Origin of the sequence: Bradyrhizobium guangdongense (genome assembly GCF_004114975.1) — a bacterium.
GTDB lineage: Bacteria > Pseudomonadota > Alphaproteobacteria > Rhizobiales > Xanthobacteraceae > Bradyrhizobium > Bradyrhizobium guangdongense.
The window spans coordinates 1,466,845-1,482,949 of sequence record NZ_CP030051.1; the positions used below are offsets into that span (position 1 = coordinate 1,466,845).

The window sequence follows — 16,105 nt, forward strand, 5'->3', positions numbered from 1 at the left end:
GGCCAGCTCAACAGGTGTCATTCCCCGCGAAAGCGCGCGAAAGCGGGGAATCCAGTACGCCGCGGCGTCGAAGTTTTAGCACTGGCGTCTCTGGCATACTGGATCGTCCGCCTTCGCGGACGATGACGGCGGAGCAACATTCCGCCTCGGGGGACCAACGCACATGCCCAACACCAAATCCGAACTCCGCGCCAAAGCTCTCGCCGCGCGCGACGCGCTGAGCGAGAAGAAGCGCGCCGCCGCCGCGACAAAGCTCGCCAAGCGCGGGCTGCCGTTCGAGCTGCTGCCCGGCAGCATCGTCTCAGGCTATTCGCCGATCCGCAGCGAGATCGATCCGATGCCGCTGATGAAGAAGCTCGCCGAGGAGGGGGCGAGGCTGGCGCTGCCCTGCGTCACCGCGCGCGGACAGTCGCTGATCTTCCGCCTCTTCCATCCGAACGACCGCCTGATGCTCGGCCCGCTCGGCATTCCCGAGCCGTCGCCGGCGGCCGCCGAAGTGATTCCCGACATCATGCTGACGCCGCTCGCGGCGTTCGACCGTCTCGGCCATCGCATCGGCTATGGTGCGGGGCATTACGATGTCACCTTCGCCCATTTGCGCAAAGCCAAGCACATCGTCGGCATTGGGCTCGCTTTCGCAGCGCAGGAGATCGAGGCGGTTCCGGCACTATCACACGACGTGGCGCTGGATTATGTGCTAACGGAAACGGACGTGTTCGATTTCCGGAGTTCTGAAGTTGCGCATTCTCTTCGTGGGTGATGTCGTCGGCCGTAGCGGGCGCAACGCCGTCGCCGAATATCTGCCCGGCATGGTCAAGGATTGGTCGCTCGATTTCGTCGTCGTCAACGGCGAGAATTCGGCCGGCGGTTTCGGCATCACCGAAGCGATCTACCAGGAGTTTCTCGATGCCGGCGCCGATGCGGTGACGCTCGGCAACCATTCCTGGGATCAGCGCGAGGCGCTCGTCTTCATCCAGCGCGCCGAGCGCCTGGTGCGCCCCGCAAACTACCCGCGCGGCACGCCCGGCCGCGGCGCCGCTCTGGTCGAGACCAAGAACGGCAAGCACGCGCTCGTCGTCAACGCGCTCGGGCGCGTCTTCATGACCCCGTTCGACGATCCCTTCGCGGCGCTGGAGCGCGAGCTCGGGGCCTGTCCGCTCGGCGTTGCCGCCGATGCCATCGTCGTCGATTTCCATTGCGAGGCTTCAAGCGAGAAACAGGGCGTCGGCTTCTTCTGCGACGGCCGCGCCAGCCTCGTCGTCGGCACACACACCCATGTGCCGACCGCCGACCACCAGATCCTCTCGGGCGGCACCGCCTATATGACCGACGCCGGCATGACCGGCGATTACGACTCCATCATCGGCATGCAGAAGGAAGAGCCGCTGCGGAGATTCACCTCCGGGATTCCGTCAGGCCGCTTCGAGCCGGCCGCGGGCACGGCAACGCTGAGCGGCGTTGCGGTCGAGACCGATGACGCGACGGGCCTCGCACTGAAGATCGCGCCGGTGCGTGTGGGCGGAAGGCTGGAGCCGGCGACGCCGAAGTTCTGGTTGAGCTGAAGCGCGGCACCAAGCTCGGAAATCGCAGGGTGGGCAAAGCGCACCTGCGCCGTGCCCACGATATTTCTCTATCTTGGCAAGTGCGTGGGCGCTTCGCTTTGCCCACCCAGCCAGCCAGACGTTCAGCCGAATTTCGGAATAATGGCATTATGCGCCTGTTTTGCCCGACGGTGCAACTGTTGTTCGTCAGTGGGCGCCCCAGCACCCGAGTCACCTCTTCCGGAGAGGTGAACCCACGCTGCCAAACGGGTCTGACTTCATCAGGCGTCTAAGCCGTTGATTCCCCACACTCCGGCTACTGTGCATGGGGTTGTTTTCAACATTTTGGTCGGAGCGGCCGTCAGCTCTGCCGGAATCCCATCCGGAAGGCGCCCCAGTGCTTGCCGCGGATCATGATCGGCGAGGACAGATCCTTCATCAGCACGAACTGTCCGCCGCCCATGTCGCGGCGATAGGTCTGGAGCAGGAAGGGTTTTGTGTTGGCCGCGACCTTCTTCACCGCGCGGTCGGTGAACAGGCGGCGGTTGCGGCAATTGGCGTTGTTCCAGACCGGGTCCTTGCCCTGCGGCAGGCGATAGTTCGGATTGTGCGTCGGCAGATAGCCGCCTCTGGCCCAAGCGACGCAGAACACGATGCGCGGATCGGACTTCTGGATCGGATCCTGGATCGCGGGCAGCACGCGGTCGGTGAAGTCGACATAGGCGGTGGTGTACTGCTTGGGATCGGTGCCCGATATTTCCCGGTAGTTCTCGTCCATGAGCTGGTCGAGCGTGATCTCCCCGCGATCGATCGCGGCTTCGAACTCGGCCGAGATCCGCTTCGCGGTATCGACGACCACGCGGATCAGCGGCGCATCCGAGGTTTCGACGCCGCTGTCGGCGATCAATGCGATCAGGGTTTCGGAGGTGTCGAGCAGCTTTGTCACGCGCTGGTCGGCGCTCTTGAGATCGCGCGAGGAGAGGTCGACGCCCTTGGCGAGCTCGTTGAGCTCGCTGATCACGGTATCGCAATGGCCGAGATTGGAGGTCGCCGCGCGCGTGACGCTGTCGATCTCGGCTTCCACGGAAGCGAAGCCCTGCTGGACGCGCGAGATGATGCCGGAGATCGCTTGCGCGCCTTCGCCCGCGGTCTTGGCGCGCTGCGAGGCATCGCTGCTCTCGCCGATCAGCCCTTCGATCTGGCCGTCGAGATCGCGCACGGTATCCGAGATCTGGTGCGTGGCCTGCCGCGTCGCCTCCGCAAGATTCTTCACTTCGCTGGCGACCACCGCAAAGCCGCGTCCGGCATTGCCGGCACGCGCGGCTTCGATGGTGGCGTTCAGCGCCAGCAGATTGGTCTGCTTGGCGATCGCCTCGATCGATCCGGAGACCTTTGCGACCTGCGCCAGCGCCGAGCCGACGGCGCCGAGTCGCGCTTCGATCCGCTCCACGGCCGCGACCAGCTCGGAGATGTGGCTGACCGCGGTATCGACCGCGCTGCGCGACTGCGCGATCTCGCCGACCGCCGCCGACGTGGTCGATTGCACCGCCTGCGAGGCGTTGGCGATGTCGTGGTTCGCGGAGACCATGGTCTCGGCGGTCTGCTGGAGGTGATGGAACCGCTCGGACTGGTTGGCGACGCGGTTTGCAACTTCCTGGACGTTGCCGGCGATGTCGGCGAGCTCGACGCCGAGACCGCCGATGCGGTCGGCCAGCTGGTCGATCAATCGCTCGGCGAGCGTCCGGTTGGAGCCGGTGTCCATGACTGCAAGTTGTGCGACGGACATGTCAGATGAGTCCTCCAGTCGGAGCCGCCCGCCGGCCCCCGCGGCATTCCCATTCCAATTTCGATGTTAGAGGATGATTCGCGCCCGCCGTCTTGCCTGAGCGTGCACTACAGCTTGTAAGCCGTCCTGAATCCGCCCCAGTGCCGGCCCTGCACGCGGATCGGGACGTCGATCTCGCGCATCATCACGGTGTTGCCGTTGCCCATGTCACGGGCATAGCTCTGGATCAGGTACGAGCGCAGGTTGTGCGCGGCCGCGAGCCCCGCCGGATCGTTGAAGATGCGGCGGTTGCGGCTGTTGGCCGTGTTCCAGGCGACATCGCCCGGCCGCTGCGGATGCGAATAGATCTTGTTGTGCACCGGCAGGAAGCCGTTGCGGTCGACCATGGCGCAGAACGCCATGCGCGGTTCCCTGGCGAGAAAGGCTTCCTGGAACGGCGGCAGCGCGCGATCGGCCCAATCGAGATATTTGGTGCGGTATTGCTGCGGATTGGTGCCTGCGATCTCGACATAGTTGGTATCGAAGAGGTCGTCGATCCTGACTTCGCCGCGCGCAACGGCCTGCTCGAAGATCTTGGTCAGCGCGTTGCCCGCCTCCATCGCGCGGGTGACGAACTCCGTGTTCTCCTCGTGGATCGACCAGAGCTTGTCTTCGATCTTCTCGCGCAGCTCGGCACTGGGACTGACGAATTGCGTGCGCGCACCGGCCTTGGACTGCTCGACCACGCGCAGGCGGCAGGCGCCGACGTCTTCGAGGTTGCCGTCGACGATGGCCTGCGATGCAAGCCGGCCTGCTTCGGCGCCGCCGATCAACACGCCGTCCATTGAGATTTCGTAGGCCGGCAGCACGCCGCGCGCGCTCTCGAATTTGAGATGGCAGGGCAGCCGCTCCGTCTTGCGGCGGTCATCGTGCTCGCTCTGTTTGAGCAGCACCGCGCAACGCGACTTCAGCTTCTGCGCAAAAGTCGTCACGGCCTTGCCGGCGCTGGCGACGTTCTCGCCGTGGGTTTCGGCCGCCTTGGTCGCGGCGTCGATCTCGGCCGCGCTCTCGCCTACCGAGCTGATGAATTGCGAGGCGCTGGTCGCGTTGTCGGAGACCTCGCTGGTGGTGGCGTTCTGCTCGGCGACCGCGCCGTTGACGGTCTCGAACACCGGGCGGATCGCTTCGATGGCTTGCGAGATCCGGTGCACGGCGTCGGCCGACCCGGCGGCGTCGCGCTGCAGCGCGTCGATCTTCTTGGTGATCTCCTCGGTGGCGCTTTGCGTCTGCACCGCGAGCGCCTTGACCTCGGTCGCGACGACCGCAAAGCCCCTGCCGGCTTCGCCCGCACGCGCCGCCTCGATGGTGGAGTTGAGCGCAAGCAGCGTGGTCTGCCGCGCGATCTGGGCAATCAGATTGACGACGTTGCCGATGGCGGCAGAGGACTCGCGCAGGCGATCGACGTTGGCGCGGGCTTCCTGCGCGGCGGCGCTGGCCTGGTCTGCGAGCTTTCCGGCCTCTCGGACCTGGGTGCCGATGCCCTGCGCGGACTGGGTGAACTTGTCGGCGGCATGGGCAAAGCTGGAGGCGTTCGACTGCGCGGCATTGGTCCGCCCGGTCAGCGCGTCGGTGCGCTGGCGTATATCCGCAAGCGTTGCCGCCGTCGCCTCGGCGCCGCCCGCCACCGAATTGGCGGCACGCTCGAGCTGGCGGATCATGGCGCCGAGTTCGAGTTCCAGCAGTTCCAGGATCTCCTGGGCCGAATCGCCCTCGGCGGCCGGGGCCGGCTCGGAATGGGGCGCGGCCGCCGGAGCGGCCGCAGGCGCAGCCTGGTCCGGCAGACGCTTCCGAAATAATCCGAACGCCATCGGCTCTCTCTTGTCGGGGAAAACGGTCGGACGCTATTCTTGCAGTCCGGAATGAAATCAGGGTTAACAATGCCCGATCTCTAGGCAGCCGGCCGTACCCAGGGCTAGCTTTACGGTGCTACCTTAGGAGTAGGAGATCCCTTTGATTCCGGCGGGTTGGCGGCCTATAAGGCCGCGCTTCCCAGGCTCACCTTTGGCTGACGATTCCTCGAGAGACCACGCATGGCCGGACATTCCCAATTCAAGAACATCATGCACCGCAAGGGGCGGCAGGATGCCCAGAAGTCGAAGCTGTTCGGCAAGCTGGCGCGGGAAATCACCGTCGCGGCCAAGCTGGGCACGCCCGACCCGGCCATGAACCCGCGCCTTCGCGCCGCCGTGATCGCCGCGCGACAGGAGAACATGCCGAAGGACAATATCGAGCGCGCCATCAAGAAGGCGCTCGGCAACGACGGCGAGAACTATGACGAGATCCGCTACGAGGGCTACGGCCCCGGCGGCGTCGCCGTCATCGTCGAGGCGCTGACCGACAATCGCAACCGCGCCGCCTCGGACATCCGCTCCTTCTTCACGAAATCCGGCGGCAATCTCGGCGAAACCGGCTCGGTCTCCTTCATGTTCGATCGCACCGGGGTGATCGAATATGATCGCAGCGTTGCCGATGACGACTCGGTGCTGGATGCCGCGATCGAGGCCGGCGCAGACGACGTGGTCTCGGGCGAAGGCGGCCACGAAATCTACGCCTCGACCGAAGGCTATCGCGACGTCGCCAAGGCGCTGGAAGCCAAGTTCGGCGAGCCGCGCAAGGCCGCGCTGATCTGGAAGCCGCAGAACACGGTCGCGGTCGACGACGAGACGGGCGAGAAGCTGCTCAAGCTGATGGACCTGCTCAACGAGCACGACGACGTCCAGAACGTCTACGCCAATTTCGAGGTGTCGGACGCGCTGATAGCGAAGATGGGCGGGTAGGGGACGGGCGCCTTTCCCGGGGGACTTTTGTTCTGTTTCTGTTTCGCTATCATGGGCCAACCGCTATCACTGGCCCATGACCGCGCTCCCGATTCGCCAACCCGTTCGCATCATCGGCATCGACCCCGGCCTGCGCCGCACCGGCTGGGGCGTGATCGAGGCTGACGGCAACCGCCTGATCTACGTTGCCTGCGGCTCGGTGGAACCGCCGGACGATCTGCCGCTGTCGAGCCGGCTGCTGGCGATCCATCAAGGGCTCGCAGCCGTTCTCTCCAGCCACCAGCCGGCGGAAGCCGCGGTCGAGCAGACCTTTGTCAACAAGGATGGCGTCGCGACGCTGAAGCTTGGCCAGGCCCGCGGTGTTGCCATGCTGGCGCCCGCGATGTTCGGCATCTCTGTCGCAGAATACGCGCCGAACCAGGTGAAGAAGACGGTGGTCGGCGCCGGACACGCCGAGAAAGCCCAGATCGCGATGATGCTGAAGATTTTGCTGCCGAAGGCCGAGCCGCCATCCGCCGACGCTGCCGATGCACTCGCGATTGCCATCACGCACGCTCATCACCGCCAGAGCACCGCGCTCAGGCTGAGGGTCGCGGGACTATGATCGGCAAGCTCAAAGGCCTGATCGATTCCTACGGTGAGGACTATGTCGTCCTCGATGTCGGGGGCGTCGGCTATCAGGTGCATTGCTCGGCGCGCACGCTGCAGCATCTGCCCTCGCCGGGCGAAGCCGCCGTGCTCTCGATCGAAACCTATGTCCGCGAGGACCAGATCAAATTGTTCGGCTTCCGCACCGACCAGGAGCGCGAATGGTTTCGCCTGCTCCAGACCGTGCAGGGCGTCGGCGCCAAGGTCGCTCTCGCCGTGCTCGGTACGCTCGCGCCGGCCGATCTCGCCAATGCGATTGCTCTGCGCGACAAGGCCGCGGTGGCGCGCACCCCCGGCGTCGGGCCCAAGGTCGCCGAGCGCATCGTCACCGAGTTGAAGGACAAGGCGCCGGCCTTCGCCAATGTCGATCCCGCCGTCGTGCATCTTGCCGGCGCCGTCGACGACCAGCGCGCGCCGCGGCCGGTGGCCGATGCGATCTCCGCCCTTGTCAATCTCGGCTACGGCCAGCCGCAGGCGGCCGCGGCGATCGCCTCGGCCTCGCGCAGCGCCGGTGAAAATGCCGAGACGGCGAAGCTCATTCGTCTCGGCCTGAAGGAGCTCTCGAAGTGAGCGATCCCAAGGCCAGCCGCATGGTTTCGCCCGAACGCCGCAGCGACGATGTCGGCGACACCGCGCTGCGTCCGCAATCGCTATCCGACTTTGTCGGACAGCAGCAAGCGCGCAAGAACCTCTCGATCTTCATCGAGGCGGCGCGCAAGCGCGGCGAGGCACTGGATCACGTGCTGTTCGTCGGTCCCCCCGGCCTCGGCAAGACCACGCTGGCGCAGATCGTCGCGAAAGAACTCGGCGTCGGCTTTCGCGCAACGTCAGGGCCAGTCATCGCCAAGGCCGGCGATCTCGCCGCGCTTCTCACCAATCTCGAAGAGCGCGACGTGCTCTTCATCGACGAGATCCATCGCCTCAGTCCCGCGGTGGAAGAGGTGCTCTATCCCGCGATGGAGGACTTTCAACTCGACCTCATCATTGGCGAGGGGCCGGCGGCGCGCTCGGTCAAGATCGAGCTGTCGAAGTTCACGCTGGTCGGCGCCACCACGCGTGCCGGCCTGCTCACCAATCCACTGCGCGATCGCTTCGGCATTCCGGTCCGGCTCAACTTCTATACGATCGAAGAACTCGAGAGCATCGTCACCCGCGGTGCGCGCGTACTCAATGTCGGCATGAGTGCCGACGGCGCCAACGAGATCGCGCGCCGCGCCCGCGGCACGCCGCGCATCGCGGGCAGGCTGCTGCGTCGCGTGCGCGATTTTGCCTCGGCTGCAAATGCCGACAAGATCGATCGGAAAATCGCCGATCATGCGCTCAGCGCGCTCGAGGTCGATGCCGCAGGCTTGGACGCCATGGACCGCCGCTATCTCACGACGATCGCGACAAACTACGGCGGCGGCCCGGTCGGCGTCGAGACGATGGCGGCTGCACTGTCCGAGCCGCGGGATGCGATCGAGGATATCATCGAGCCTTATCTCATTCAGTGCGGCTACCTCCAGCGCACTCCGCGCGGTCGCCTGCTGACATCGCACGCGTTCCGCCATCTCGGCATCGCCGAGCCCTCGCGCGATGCGGCCGCGCAGTTCGGCCTGTTCGGCACCGAGGATGACGACGACTAGCGCGTGATGGCATGGGCGCGCTTCGCTCGTCATGAACTTCCGGTAAGGTTGACGGAGGTTTGCAGGGCGGTGCAGATGATCTGCACGAACGCACCCCATTTCCGCTCCAATCGGATCCCATCAAGACGCAGCATCACTATCGGGCTTCCATGATCACGCGTCGTCATCTCATCCGTTCCATCGGGGGTCTCTCCGCCCTCGGCGTCTCGACGGCCGCCTATGGCGTCGGCGTTGAGCCGGTGCTGCGGCTCGGCGTCACCCGCTATCACCCGACGCCGCCGCAATGGCCTGCGGACTTCCCGCTGAAGATCGCCGCGATCGCCGACATTCATGCCTGCGATCCCTGGATGTCCCTGGAGCGGATCGAGGCGATCGTCGATCGCACCAACGCGCTGAACGCCGACCTCATCGTGCTGCTCGGCGATTACGTCGCAGGCCTGCACCAGGTCACGCGCTTCATCCCGGCGAACGAATGGGCCAAGGTGCTGGCCGGCCTCAAGGCGCCGCTCGGCGTCCATGCGGTCATGGGCAATCACGATTATTGGGCCGACAGGGCCGTGCAGCAGGTCGGGCACGGACCGACCGTTGCGCATCGCGCGCTAGAAGCCGCCGGCATTCCGGTCTACGAGAACGACGCGATCCGTCTTGGCAAAGATGGTCGCCCGTTCTGGCTGGCCGGCCTTGGCGACCAACTCGCCTTTCTACCCGCACGACGCTCCCGGAGCACGGGGCGCTTCGGCGCCGACGATCTCGGCGCGACGCTTGCCAAGGTCACCGATAATGCGCCGGTGATCCTGCTCGCGCATGAGCCCAATATCGCGCCGCGCGTGCCCGCTCGCGTCGCCCTACAATTGTCCGGCCACACCCATGGCGGCCAGATCCGCCTGCTCGGCTGGTCGCCGGCCGTTTCGCGGGAGCACGGCCTCCGCCTCGCCTATGGCCACTTCCGGCTGAAATGCGACGTCATCGTCTCCGGCGGCCTCGGTTGCAGCATCGTTCCAGTCCGCGTCGGCGTGCCGCCCGAAATCGTCGAGGTCAATTTGGGGCGGACACCCGTGGCACCCGTGTCCTAGCCGCGCTTGCGCGGCCGGCCGTTTTTGCGCAAAACGGGCCGGTACCGACAAGCTGAAGAGGCTCGTGACGTGACTGCCCATCTCGACGGCGAGATCCGCGACGGCCGCCACCACATGCAGGTCCGCGTCTATTACGAGGACACGGATTTTTCCGGCATCGTCTATCACGCCAATTACCTGCGCTACATGGAGCGCGGTCGCACCAATCATCTGAGACTGATGGGCGCCGAGCAGCAGGCGTTGTTCGACCAGCCCGAAACCGAAGGCGCCGGCTTTGCCTTCGTGGTGCGCTCGATGCATCTGGATTTCCTCAAGCCCGCACGGATGGACGACGTTCTCGATGTCGTAACCTGGCCCATTGCCGTGAAGGGTGCCTCCATCATGCTGGCGCAAGAGGTGCGCCGCGGCGAGGACGTGCTGGTGAAAGCGGAGGTGCGCGTCGCCTTCATCAGCGGCGGCCGGGCGCAGCCGATCCCGAAATCGATCCGCGCACTGATGAAGGCCGATCTGATTTCGTGATCGGGCGATAGGCGATCGCCTCTCGACTCCATCGTATGCAGGGATAGATTGCGGCCCCCAAACCGATGAGGCCATCATGTCGCGCCCGCCGCTTCCGCCGTTCACGAGAGAAACTGCCGCGCAAAAGGCGCGCATGGCCGAGGACGCCTGGAATTCGCGCGATCCGGTGCGCGTCTCGCTCGCCTATACCGAGGATAGCCGCTGGCGCAATCGCTCGGAAGTGCTTCAGGGCCGCGAGGCCATCGTCGCGTTCCTCACCCGCAAATGGGAGAAGGAGCAGGATTACCGGTTGATCAAAGACCTCTGGGCCTTCGACGAAAACCGCATCGCGGTGCGCTTTCAGTACGAATGGCACGATGCCGGCGGCCAGTGGTATCGCTCCTACGGCAACGAGCAGTGGGAGTTCGACGAGCACGGCCTGATGCGGCGGCGCGAGGCCTCGATCAACGACATTGCGATTGCGGAGAGGGACCGTCGGTTTCACTGGGCTGCGCCCGGGCCGCGGCCGGCGGACGTGCCGGGGCTGGGGACAGAGCCGTTCTGATTATCTAACTGCCCTCGTTGCTTTTGGCTCTTTGCTTTTGGGAGGTCCTCCCAGAACCACATGACGCCCAAGGCCGTCACGAAACCGGCGGCCATCAGCATCCAGCCCTTCCACCGAAGTGCAAAGAACAACAGATATATGAGAGCCACCAGCCCGACGACGATTAGGGCGAGTGCAAGCATCAGGCTTATCGTGCGACGAATTGGGCTCATTCCCGTCCAGCCTTAAGCCTCAGAGGGCGATTATGCCTCGTCATTGGCGACACTCAAGAGGAGAGAGTAGAGGAGCGTGCAACTAAATGGGTGTACGCCTTGCCAAAAACCTCGCAATCGCCCCACCCAGCTTCGCATTATCCAGTGGCTGCGCCAGCGAGTCCTTTGCCGCGGCCACGACGTCATCCGGCGCCTTGCCGTCGCGCAGTTCGCAGCACACTTGCGCGAACCCGACGTCGAACTCCGGATGCGGCTGCACCGTCAGCGTCGCGCCGTTGGCGTAGAGCAGGCCGGCATGCGGGGTGAATTCGGACGAGAGGATCGTGAGAGCGTCATCAGGCGGCGAGATCACCTGGTCCTGATGCGAGCAGGCGATGGCGACCGCTTCGCCCTCGACGACGCCGTTCTCCGGCAACACCTGATAGACGTGCCGGCCGATGCCCCACCCCTTCTCCGACTTGTGCACGGTACCACCGAGAGCCTGTGCAATCAGCTGGTGGCCGAAGCAGACGCCGACCATCGGCGTCTTGTTGGCGTAGGCGGTGCGCACAAATTCTTCAAGCTGCGCGATCCAGTCGAGCCCGTCATAGACGCCGGCGGCCGCACCGGTGATCAGCACGGCCTCGAGCTTGCTTGGATCAGGCAGAGGGTCGCCATTCGGAATGCTGACGACGTCCACGGTCGCCGTCGGATCCTCGGCGCGGACCATGCGCTCGAACATGTCCGGAAACGAGCCGTGCTGCTCGCGATATTCATGCGGAACCTGTCCGGTCTCGATGATGGTGATGCGGGTCATGCTGCTTGCGAAAGAGATTGCGACGTTCAGTCGCTGTCTGTCTGATGTTGCCGGTGTGGCGCTACGCGTTCCAGCAAGGTGCTCTCTTTGCGTACCTTGTTGAGAAAGGCTTTTGCCAGCCGCGACAGCGGCTCGGCTTCCGACCATAGCATATAGGCGACCGCATGCGTCGTCGGCGCGAACGGCCGAACGACGAGGCCGCTGCCGCTGTTCTGGCGCGGCGAGAACGGATCGACCACGGCGGCGCCGACGCCGGCGGCGGCGAGCACGCAGGCCGTATTGCAGTAACGCACCTCGACAGTCGGTCGAAATGGCGCGCCGTCCCGGGCAAAGCTGTCGCGCACCGCTTCGCCGAGCCGCGTGCCGCGCTCGAGCCCGATGAAGGGCAGGCCGGAAAGATCGGACGCGGAGATCATCGGTTTGTCGGCGAGCGGATGCAGCGGCGGAAGCACGCAGACCATTTCGCCGGTATGCACCACCTCATGCGCGATGCCGGGATGATGCGTCAGGCCAAGCGCGAAGCCGAGTTCGGCGACGCGGCTGAGCACACCTTCGATGATGCCCTCATAGCGCCGCACGTCGAAGAACACGCGCGTCTCCGGGCGGCGGCGCAGGAAGCTCGAGAGCGCGGATGGAATGATGCTGTAGGCGAGCGGTGGCGTCGCCACGATCGCGAGGTGACCGGCCCGGTTCTCGCGCAGATCGCGAACGCGGCTTTCGAGCTTGGCGTGAAGCGCGAAGATCGCCTCGCTCTCCTTGTAGAGCGCCATCGCCTCCGCAGTTGGAAACAGCCGGTTGTTGACGCGCTCGAACAGCGCAAAGCCCGCCTGCGCCTCCATCGTCTTCAGCGCGTTGCTGACCGCAGGCTGCGACAATGCCAGCTCGTCCGCCGCAGCGACCGTGGTGCGGTGGCGGATGACGGCACGCAGGATCTCGAGCTGGCGCAGGTTCATATCACTGCCGGTTATAGTCTGAGCCAAAACATCATAGCACGATGAATTGCTTTTGCAGCCCTGCTTGCGCCTAATGTCTTGGAATTTGCGTGCTGGATCAAGGGGTTCATTCGCCCATTGAGGCAGCATGCGCACAGATTGGAGGCAATCTTGGTTCGTGTCCTTCGCGCCGCCGCCGCTCAGATGGGGCCGACGCAAAAAGCCGATGCGCGTGAGCATACGCTGTCGCGGATGCTGGCCATGCTGGAGGAAGCGGCGAGCCGCGGCGCCAGCCTCGTGGTGTTTCCCGAGCTTGCCTTCACCACCTTCTTTCCGCGCTGGCTTCTGGAGGGCGCGGCGCTCGATCGCTATTTCGAACGCGGCATGCCGAATCCGGCCGTGGCAAAGCTGTTCGACCGCGCGCGGGCGCTGCGTGTCGGCTTCTATGTCGGCTATGCCGAGCTGACGCCCGAAGGCCGTCGTTACAATTGCGCCATCCTGGTCGATCGCGACGGCGAAATCCTCGGCCGTTATCGAAAAGTGCACCTGCCGGGCTCGGTCGAGCCTCGAGAGGGTGCGTGCTATCAGCAGCTCGAGAAGCGCTACTTCGAATACGGAGATCTCGGCTTTCCCGCGTTCCGTGCCGGCTCGAGTTGGGCGCACGCGATCATGGGCATGATGATCTGCAACGATCGCCGCTGGCCGGAGTCCTGGCGCGTGCTCGGCCTGCAGGGCGTCGAGCTGGTCTGCATCGGTTACAATTCGGCGGCCTATGATCCCAACGGCGGCACGACCGAGGACGCCTCCTTACGCACCTTCCACTCGACGCTCGTGACGCAGGCCAATGCCTACATGAACGCGACCTGGGCGATATCGGTCGCCAAAGCAGGCGAAGAGGACGGCTCCGGCCTGATCGGCGGCTCGTGCATCGTCGATCCCAACGGCCGCATCGTCGCGCAGGCGCAGACGCTGACCGACGAGGTCATCGTCGCCGACATCGATCTCGATCTCTGCCGCCAGGGTAAGGACAAGATGTTCAACTTCGCCGCCCACCGGCGGCCCGAGCAATACCGGGTGATCACCGAACGCGCCGGCGTCGTCGAACCGGCCGTGCTCGATGCGGACTGAGTTTTGCAAGGCGCTGGCAAAGGAGCTGACATGACACGCCTCTCGCACTTCCTCTCCCTCGCAGCGCTGGCTGCGATGACGTCCGCGCAGGCGGCCGAGCTCCCGGCGGACATCAAGCAGGCGGGCGGGTTCAAGCTCACGGTCAACTCCACCTACGCGCCGATGGAATATCGCGATCCCGCGACCAACGAGCTGGTCGGCCTCGACATCGACCTCGCCAATGAGCTCGCCAAGCGGCTCGGCGGCCTGAAGATCGTCTGGAGCGAGACGCCATTCGCCGAGCTGATCCCGTCACTCCAGACCAAGCGTGCAGATTTCATCATCTCGGGCATCTCGGATCGCGCCTCGCGGCGCGAGACCGCCGATTTCGTCGATTACCTCACCACAGGCCCGCAGTTTTTCGTGATGACGGAGAGTGCGGCAAAGGCTGCGACCGATCTCTGCGGCATGAAGGTCGGCACCACCCGCAGCACCAGCTTCCCGGCCGAGATCGAGAAGTGGAGCAAGCAGAATTGCGAAGCGGCGGGCAAGCCGGCGATCCAATATGTTCCCGGCGAGAACTCCATCGACGTCCGCAACCAGCTCAAGCAGGGCCGCATCGATGCCGCCGTGCAGGGCAGCGAGACGCTGCCCTATGCGCAGACGCAGGAGCCCGGCAAATACCGCGTGATCGGCGAGGCCTTTGCCAAGGGATATCAGGGCATCATGTTCCGCAAGGACGATGCCGCCTTGCGTGAAGTGGTAACGGAGAAGCTCGCGGCGATGATCGCCGACGGCGCCTACAAGGCTGTTCTCGACAAATGGGGCCTCGGGGCGAACGCTGTCGCCCAGCCCATGCTGAACGCGGCGCCGCAATGAAGCCGGCGCCGGCACTCGCGGAAGGTTTTCCCGATCTGTCGGGATTGCGTATCGCGCGCGAGCCGCACTGGTTTCGCTGGATCGGCGCGGTGTTGATCGTGCTCGTGCTGGCGGCGATCGTGCGCGCATTCGCTGGCGGTCAGATCGAATGGTCCTATGTCGGCCGCTTCCTGACCGCAAAGGTCATCCTCGAAGGCATCGTCAACACCATGGTGATGGCGGTGCTGGCGATGGCGCTCGGCATTGTCCTCGGCGTTGTCGTGGCGATCATGCGGCTCTCGCCCAATCCGGTGCTGAAGACGGTGGCGGCAGGCTACACCTGGCTATTCCGCGGCACGCCGCTGATCCTGCAGCTGTTGCTGTGGTTCAATCTCGCGCTGGTGTTTCCGACCATCGGCGTTCCCGGCCTTTGGTCCGCGCGCGCTGTGGATGTGATGACGCCGTTCCTCGCCGCGCTGCTCGGGCTCGGCATCAACCAGGGCGCTTATACGTCCGAGGTGATGCGCGTCGGCATGCTGTCGGTCGATATCGGGCAATATGAGGCGGCGCAGGCGATCGGCATGGGACGGCTCCGCGCGCTGCGGCGAATCATTTTGCCGCAGGCCATGCGGGTGGTGATCCCGACGCTCGGCAACGAGTTCATCAGCATGGTGAAGGCGACCTCGCTCGCGAGCGTCATCCAGTATCCGGAGCTGCTGCATAATGCCGAGAATATCTACTACGCAAATTCCCGCGTCATCGAGCTCCTGATCGTCGCGGGGCTCTGGTACCTGCTCGCGGTCTCGATCCTGACGCCGCTTCAGATGCTGCTCGAACGCCGCTTTGCCCGCGGCACATTGCGGCTCGCGCGATGACAAAACCCCTCGTCGCGATTCGCTCCGTCAGCAAGAGCTTTGGAGAGTTCCAAGCTCTCAAGAACGTCTCGCTCGATGTGTGGCCCGGGGAGGTGATGTGCCTGATCGGTGCCTCCGGCTCCGGCAAGACTACGCTGCTCCGCTGCATCAATCAGCTTGCCGTCGTTGATAGCGGCCGCATCTGGCTCGACGGAGAACTTCTGGGCGTGCGCGAGCAAGGCGGACGGCTGCATCGCCTCAGCGAGCGCGAGATCGGGCGGCAGCGGCTGAAGACAGGCATGGTGTTCCAGCGCTTCAATTTGTTTCCGCACAAGACCGCACTGGAAAACATCACCGAGGGCCCGCTTCAGGTGCAGGGGCGCAAAACCGACGAGGTGCGCGCCGAGGCGCTTGAGCTGCTGCGGCGCGTCGGGCTCTCGGCCAAGGCCGGCTGGTATCCCGCACAGCTCTCCGGTGGCCAGCAGCAGCGCGTGGCGATCGCGCGCGCGCTTGCAATGAAGCCGATGCTGATGCTGTTCGACGAGCCGACCAGCGCGCTGGACCCGGAGCTCGTCGGCGAAGTGCTTGCCGTCATGAAGGAACTGGCGAAGAGCGGCATGACCATGATGGTCGTCACGCATGAGCTCGGCTTCGCCCGCGAGGTCGCCGACCGTGTCGTCTACATGGACCAGGGCGGTATCGTCGAGCAGGGCCGTGCCTGCGACGTATTGGCTGCGCCCCGCGAGGAGCGCACCAGGGCATTTCTTTCGGCGGTGATCTGAAAAGGGGGCGTG

Annotated in this window: 17 protein-coding genes; 13 read left to right on the forward strand and 4 right to left on the reverse strand. The window is 65.0% G+C overall.

Annotation, left to right across the window (positions count from 1 at the left end; genetic code table 11):
- Nucleotides 1-163 precede the first annotated feature (163 nt).
- Nucleotides 164-760 carry a 5-formyltetrahydrofolate cyclo-ligase gene (locus tag X265_RS07010; RefSeq protein WP_128964146.1) on the forward strand — a complete coding sequence of 199 codons (597 nt, stop codon included), beginning with the start codon at nt 164-166 and terminating at the stop codon, nt 758-760.
- Nucleotides 738-1,562 (forward strand): TIGR00282 family metallophosphoesterase, encoded by an 825-nt coding sequence (locus X265_RS07015; protein WP_164938455.1) that lies wholly within the window; start codon nt 738-740, stop codon nt 1,560-1,562. The genes X265_RS07010 and X265_RS07015 overlap by 23 nt, the downstream gene beginning before the upstream one ends.
- A gap of 340 nt (nt 1,563-1,902) precedes the next feature.
- On the opposite strand, the gene X265_RS07020 is transcribed toward X265_RS07015, so the two are convergent.
- Nucleotides 1,903-3,327: a methyl-accepting chemotaxis protein gene (locus X265_RS07020; protein ID WP_128964147.1), complete on the reverse strand. Its 1,425-nt coding sequence runs from the start codon at nt 3,325-3,327 to the stop codon at nt 1,903-1,905.
- A 107-nt stretch (nt 3,328-3,434) separates the two neighbouring features.
- Nucleotides 3,435-5,174, reverse strand: coding sequence for a methyl-accepting chemotaxis protein (locus tag X265_RS07025; RefSeq protein ID WP_128964148.1), 1,740 nt, complete (start codon nt 5,172-5,174; stop codon nt 3,435-3,437).
- A 222-nt stretch (nt 5,175-5,396) separates the two neighbouring features.
- On the opposite strand from X265_RS07025, the gene X265_RS07030 reads away from it, so the two are divergent.
- From X265_RS07030 to X265_RS07060, 7 genes are all read left to right on the forward strand, one after another.
- On the forward strand, nt 5,397-6,143 hold the full coding sequence (locus X265_RS07030; protein WP_128964149.1) for a YebC/PmpR family DNA-binding transcriptional regulator: 747 nt from the start codon (nt 5,397-5,399) through the stop codon (nt 6,141-6,143).
- A 76-nt stretch (nt 6,144-6,219) separates the two neighbouring features.
- A complete protein-coding gene (gene ruvC / locus X265_RS07035; RefSeq protein WP_128964150.1) occupies nt 6,220-6,747 on the forward strand; it encodes a crossover junction endodeoxyribonuclease RuvC in 528 nt (175 codons plus the stop codon).
- A complete protein-coding gene (ruvA, locus tag X265_RS07040; protein ID WP_128964151.1) occupies nt 6,744-7,361 on the forward strand; it encodes a Holliday junction branch migration protein RuvA in 618 nt (205 codons plus the stop codon). Before ruvC ends, ruvA begins: the two co-directional genes overlap by 4 nt.
- A gap of 20 nt (nt 7,362-7,381) precedes the next feature.
- On the forward strand, nt 7,382-8,416 hold the full coding sequence (gene ruvB, locus X265_RS07045; protein ID WP_188637360.1) for a Holliday junction branch migration DNA helicase RuvB: 1,035 nt from the start codon (nt 7,382-7,384) through the stop codon (nt 8,414-8,416).
- 149 nt (nt 8,417-8,565) lie between these two features.
- Entirely contained in the window at nt 8,566-9,489 is a 924-nt protein-coding gene (locus X265_RS07050; RefSeq protein ID WP_128964153.1) for a metallophosphoesterase, read from the forward strand.
- 69 nt (nt 9,490-9,558) lie between these two features.
- Nucleotides 9,559-10,008, forward strand: coding sequence for a tol-pal system-associated acyl-CoA thioesterase (gene ybgC, locus X265_RS07055; protein WP_128964154.1), 450 nt, complete (start codon nt 9,559-9,561; stop codon nt 10,006-10,008).
- Nucleotides 10,009-10,084: 76 nt separating this feature from the next.
- Entirely contained in the window at nt 10,085-10,552 is a 468-nt protein-coding gene (locus X265_RS07060) for a nuclear transport factor 2 family protein (protein WP_128964155.1), read from the forward strand.
- 294 nt (nt 10,553-10,846) lie between these two features.
- Here X265_RS07060 and X265_RS07065 read toward each other — a convergent pair whose 3' ends face one another.
- A complete protein-coding gene (locus X265_RS07065; RefSeq protein ID WP_128964156.1) occupies nt 10,847-11,560 on the reverse strand; it encodes a type 1 glutamine amidotransferase in 714 nt (237 codons plus the stop codon).
- 26 nt (nt 11,561-11,586) lie between these two features.
- On the reverse strand, nt 11,587-12,513 hold the full coding sequence (locus X265_RS07070) for a LysR family transcriptional regulator (protein ID WP_128964157.1): 927 nt from the start codon (nt 12,511-12,513) through the stop codon (nt 11,587-11,589).
- 183 nt (nt 12,514-12,696) lie between these two features.
- On the opposite strand from X265_RS07070, the gene X265_RS07075 reads away from it, so the two are divergent.
- The 4 genes from X265_RS07075 to X265_RS07090 are packed head-to-tail and all read left to right on the forward strand — an operon-like array spanning nt 12,697 to nt 16,093.
- Nucleotides 12,697-13,620: an N-carbamoyl-D-amino-acid hydrolase gene (locus tag X265_RS07075; RefSeq protein ID WP_244659269.1), complete on the forward strand. Its 924-nt coding sequence runs from the start codon at nt 12,697-12,699 to the stop codon at nt 13,618-13,620.
- Nucleotides 13,621-13,650: 30 nt separating this feature from the next.
- Nucleotides 13,651-14,478, forward strand: coding sequence for an ABC transporter substrate-binding protein (locus X265_RS07080; protein ID WP_128964159.1), 828 nt, complete (start codon nt 13,651-13,653; stop codon nt 14,476-14,478).
- Complete coding sequence (locus X265_RS07085) at nt 14,475-15,332, forward strand: amino acid ABC transporter permease (protein WP_164938456.1); 858 nt, start codon at nt 14,475-14,477, stop codon at nt 15,330-15,332. Before X265_RS07080 ends, X265_RS07085 begins: the two co-directional genes overlap by 4 nt.
- Nucleotides 15,329-16,093 (forward strand): amino acid ABC transporter ATP-binding protein, encoded by a 765-nt coding sequence (locus X265_RS07090; RefSeq protein WP_128964161.1) that lies wholly within the window; start codon nt 15,329-15,331, stop codon nt 16,091-16,093. The genes X265_RS07085 and X265_RS07090 overlap by 4 nt, the downstream gene beginning before the upstream one ends.
- Nucleotides 16,094-16,105 lie beyond the last annotated feature (12 nt).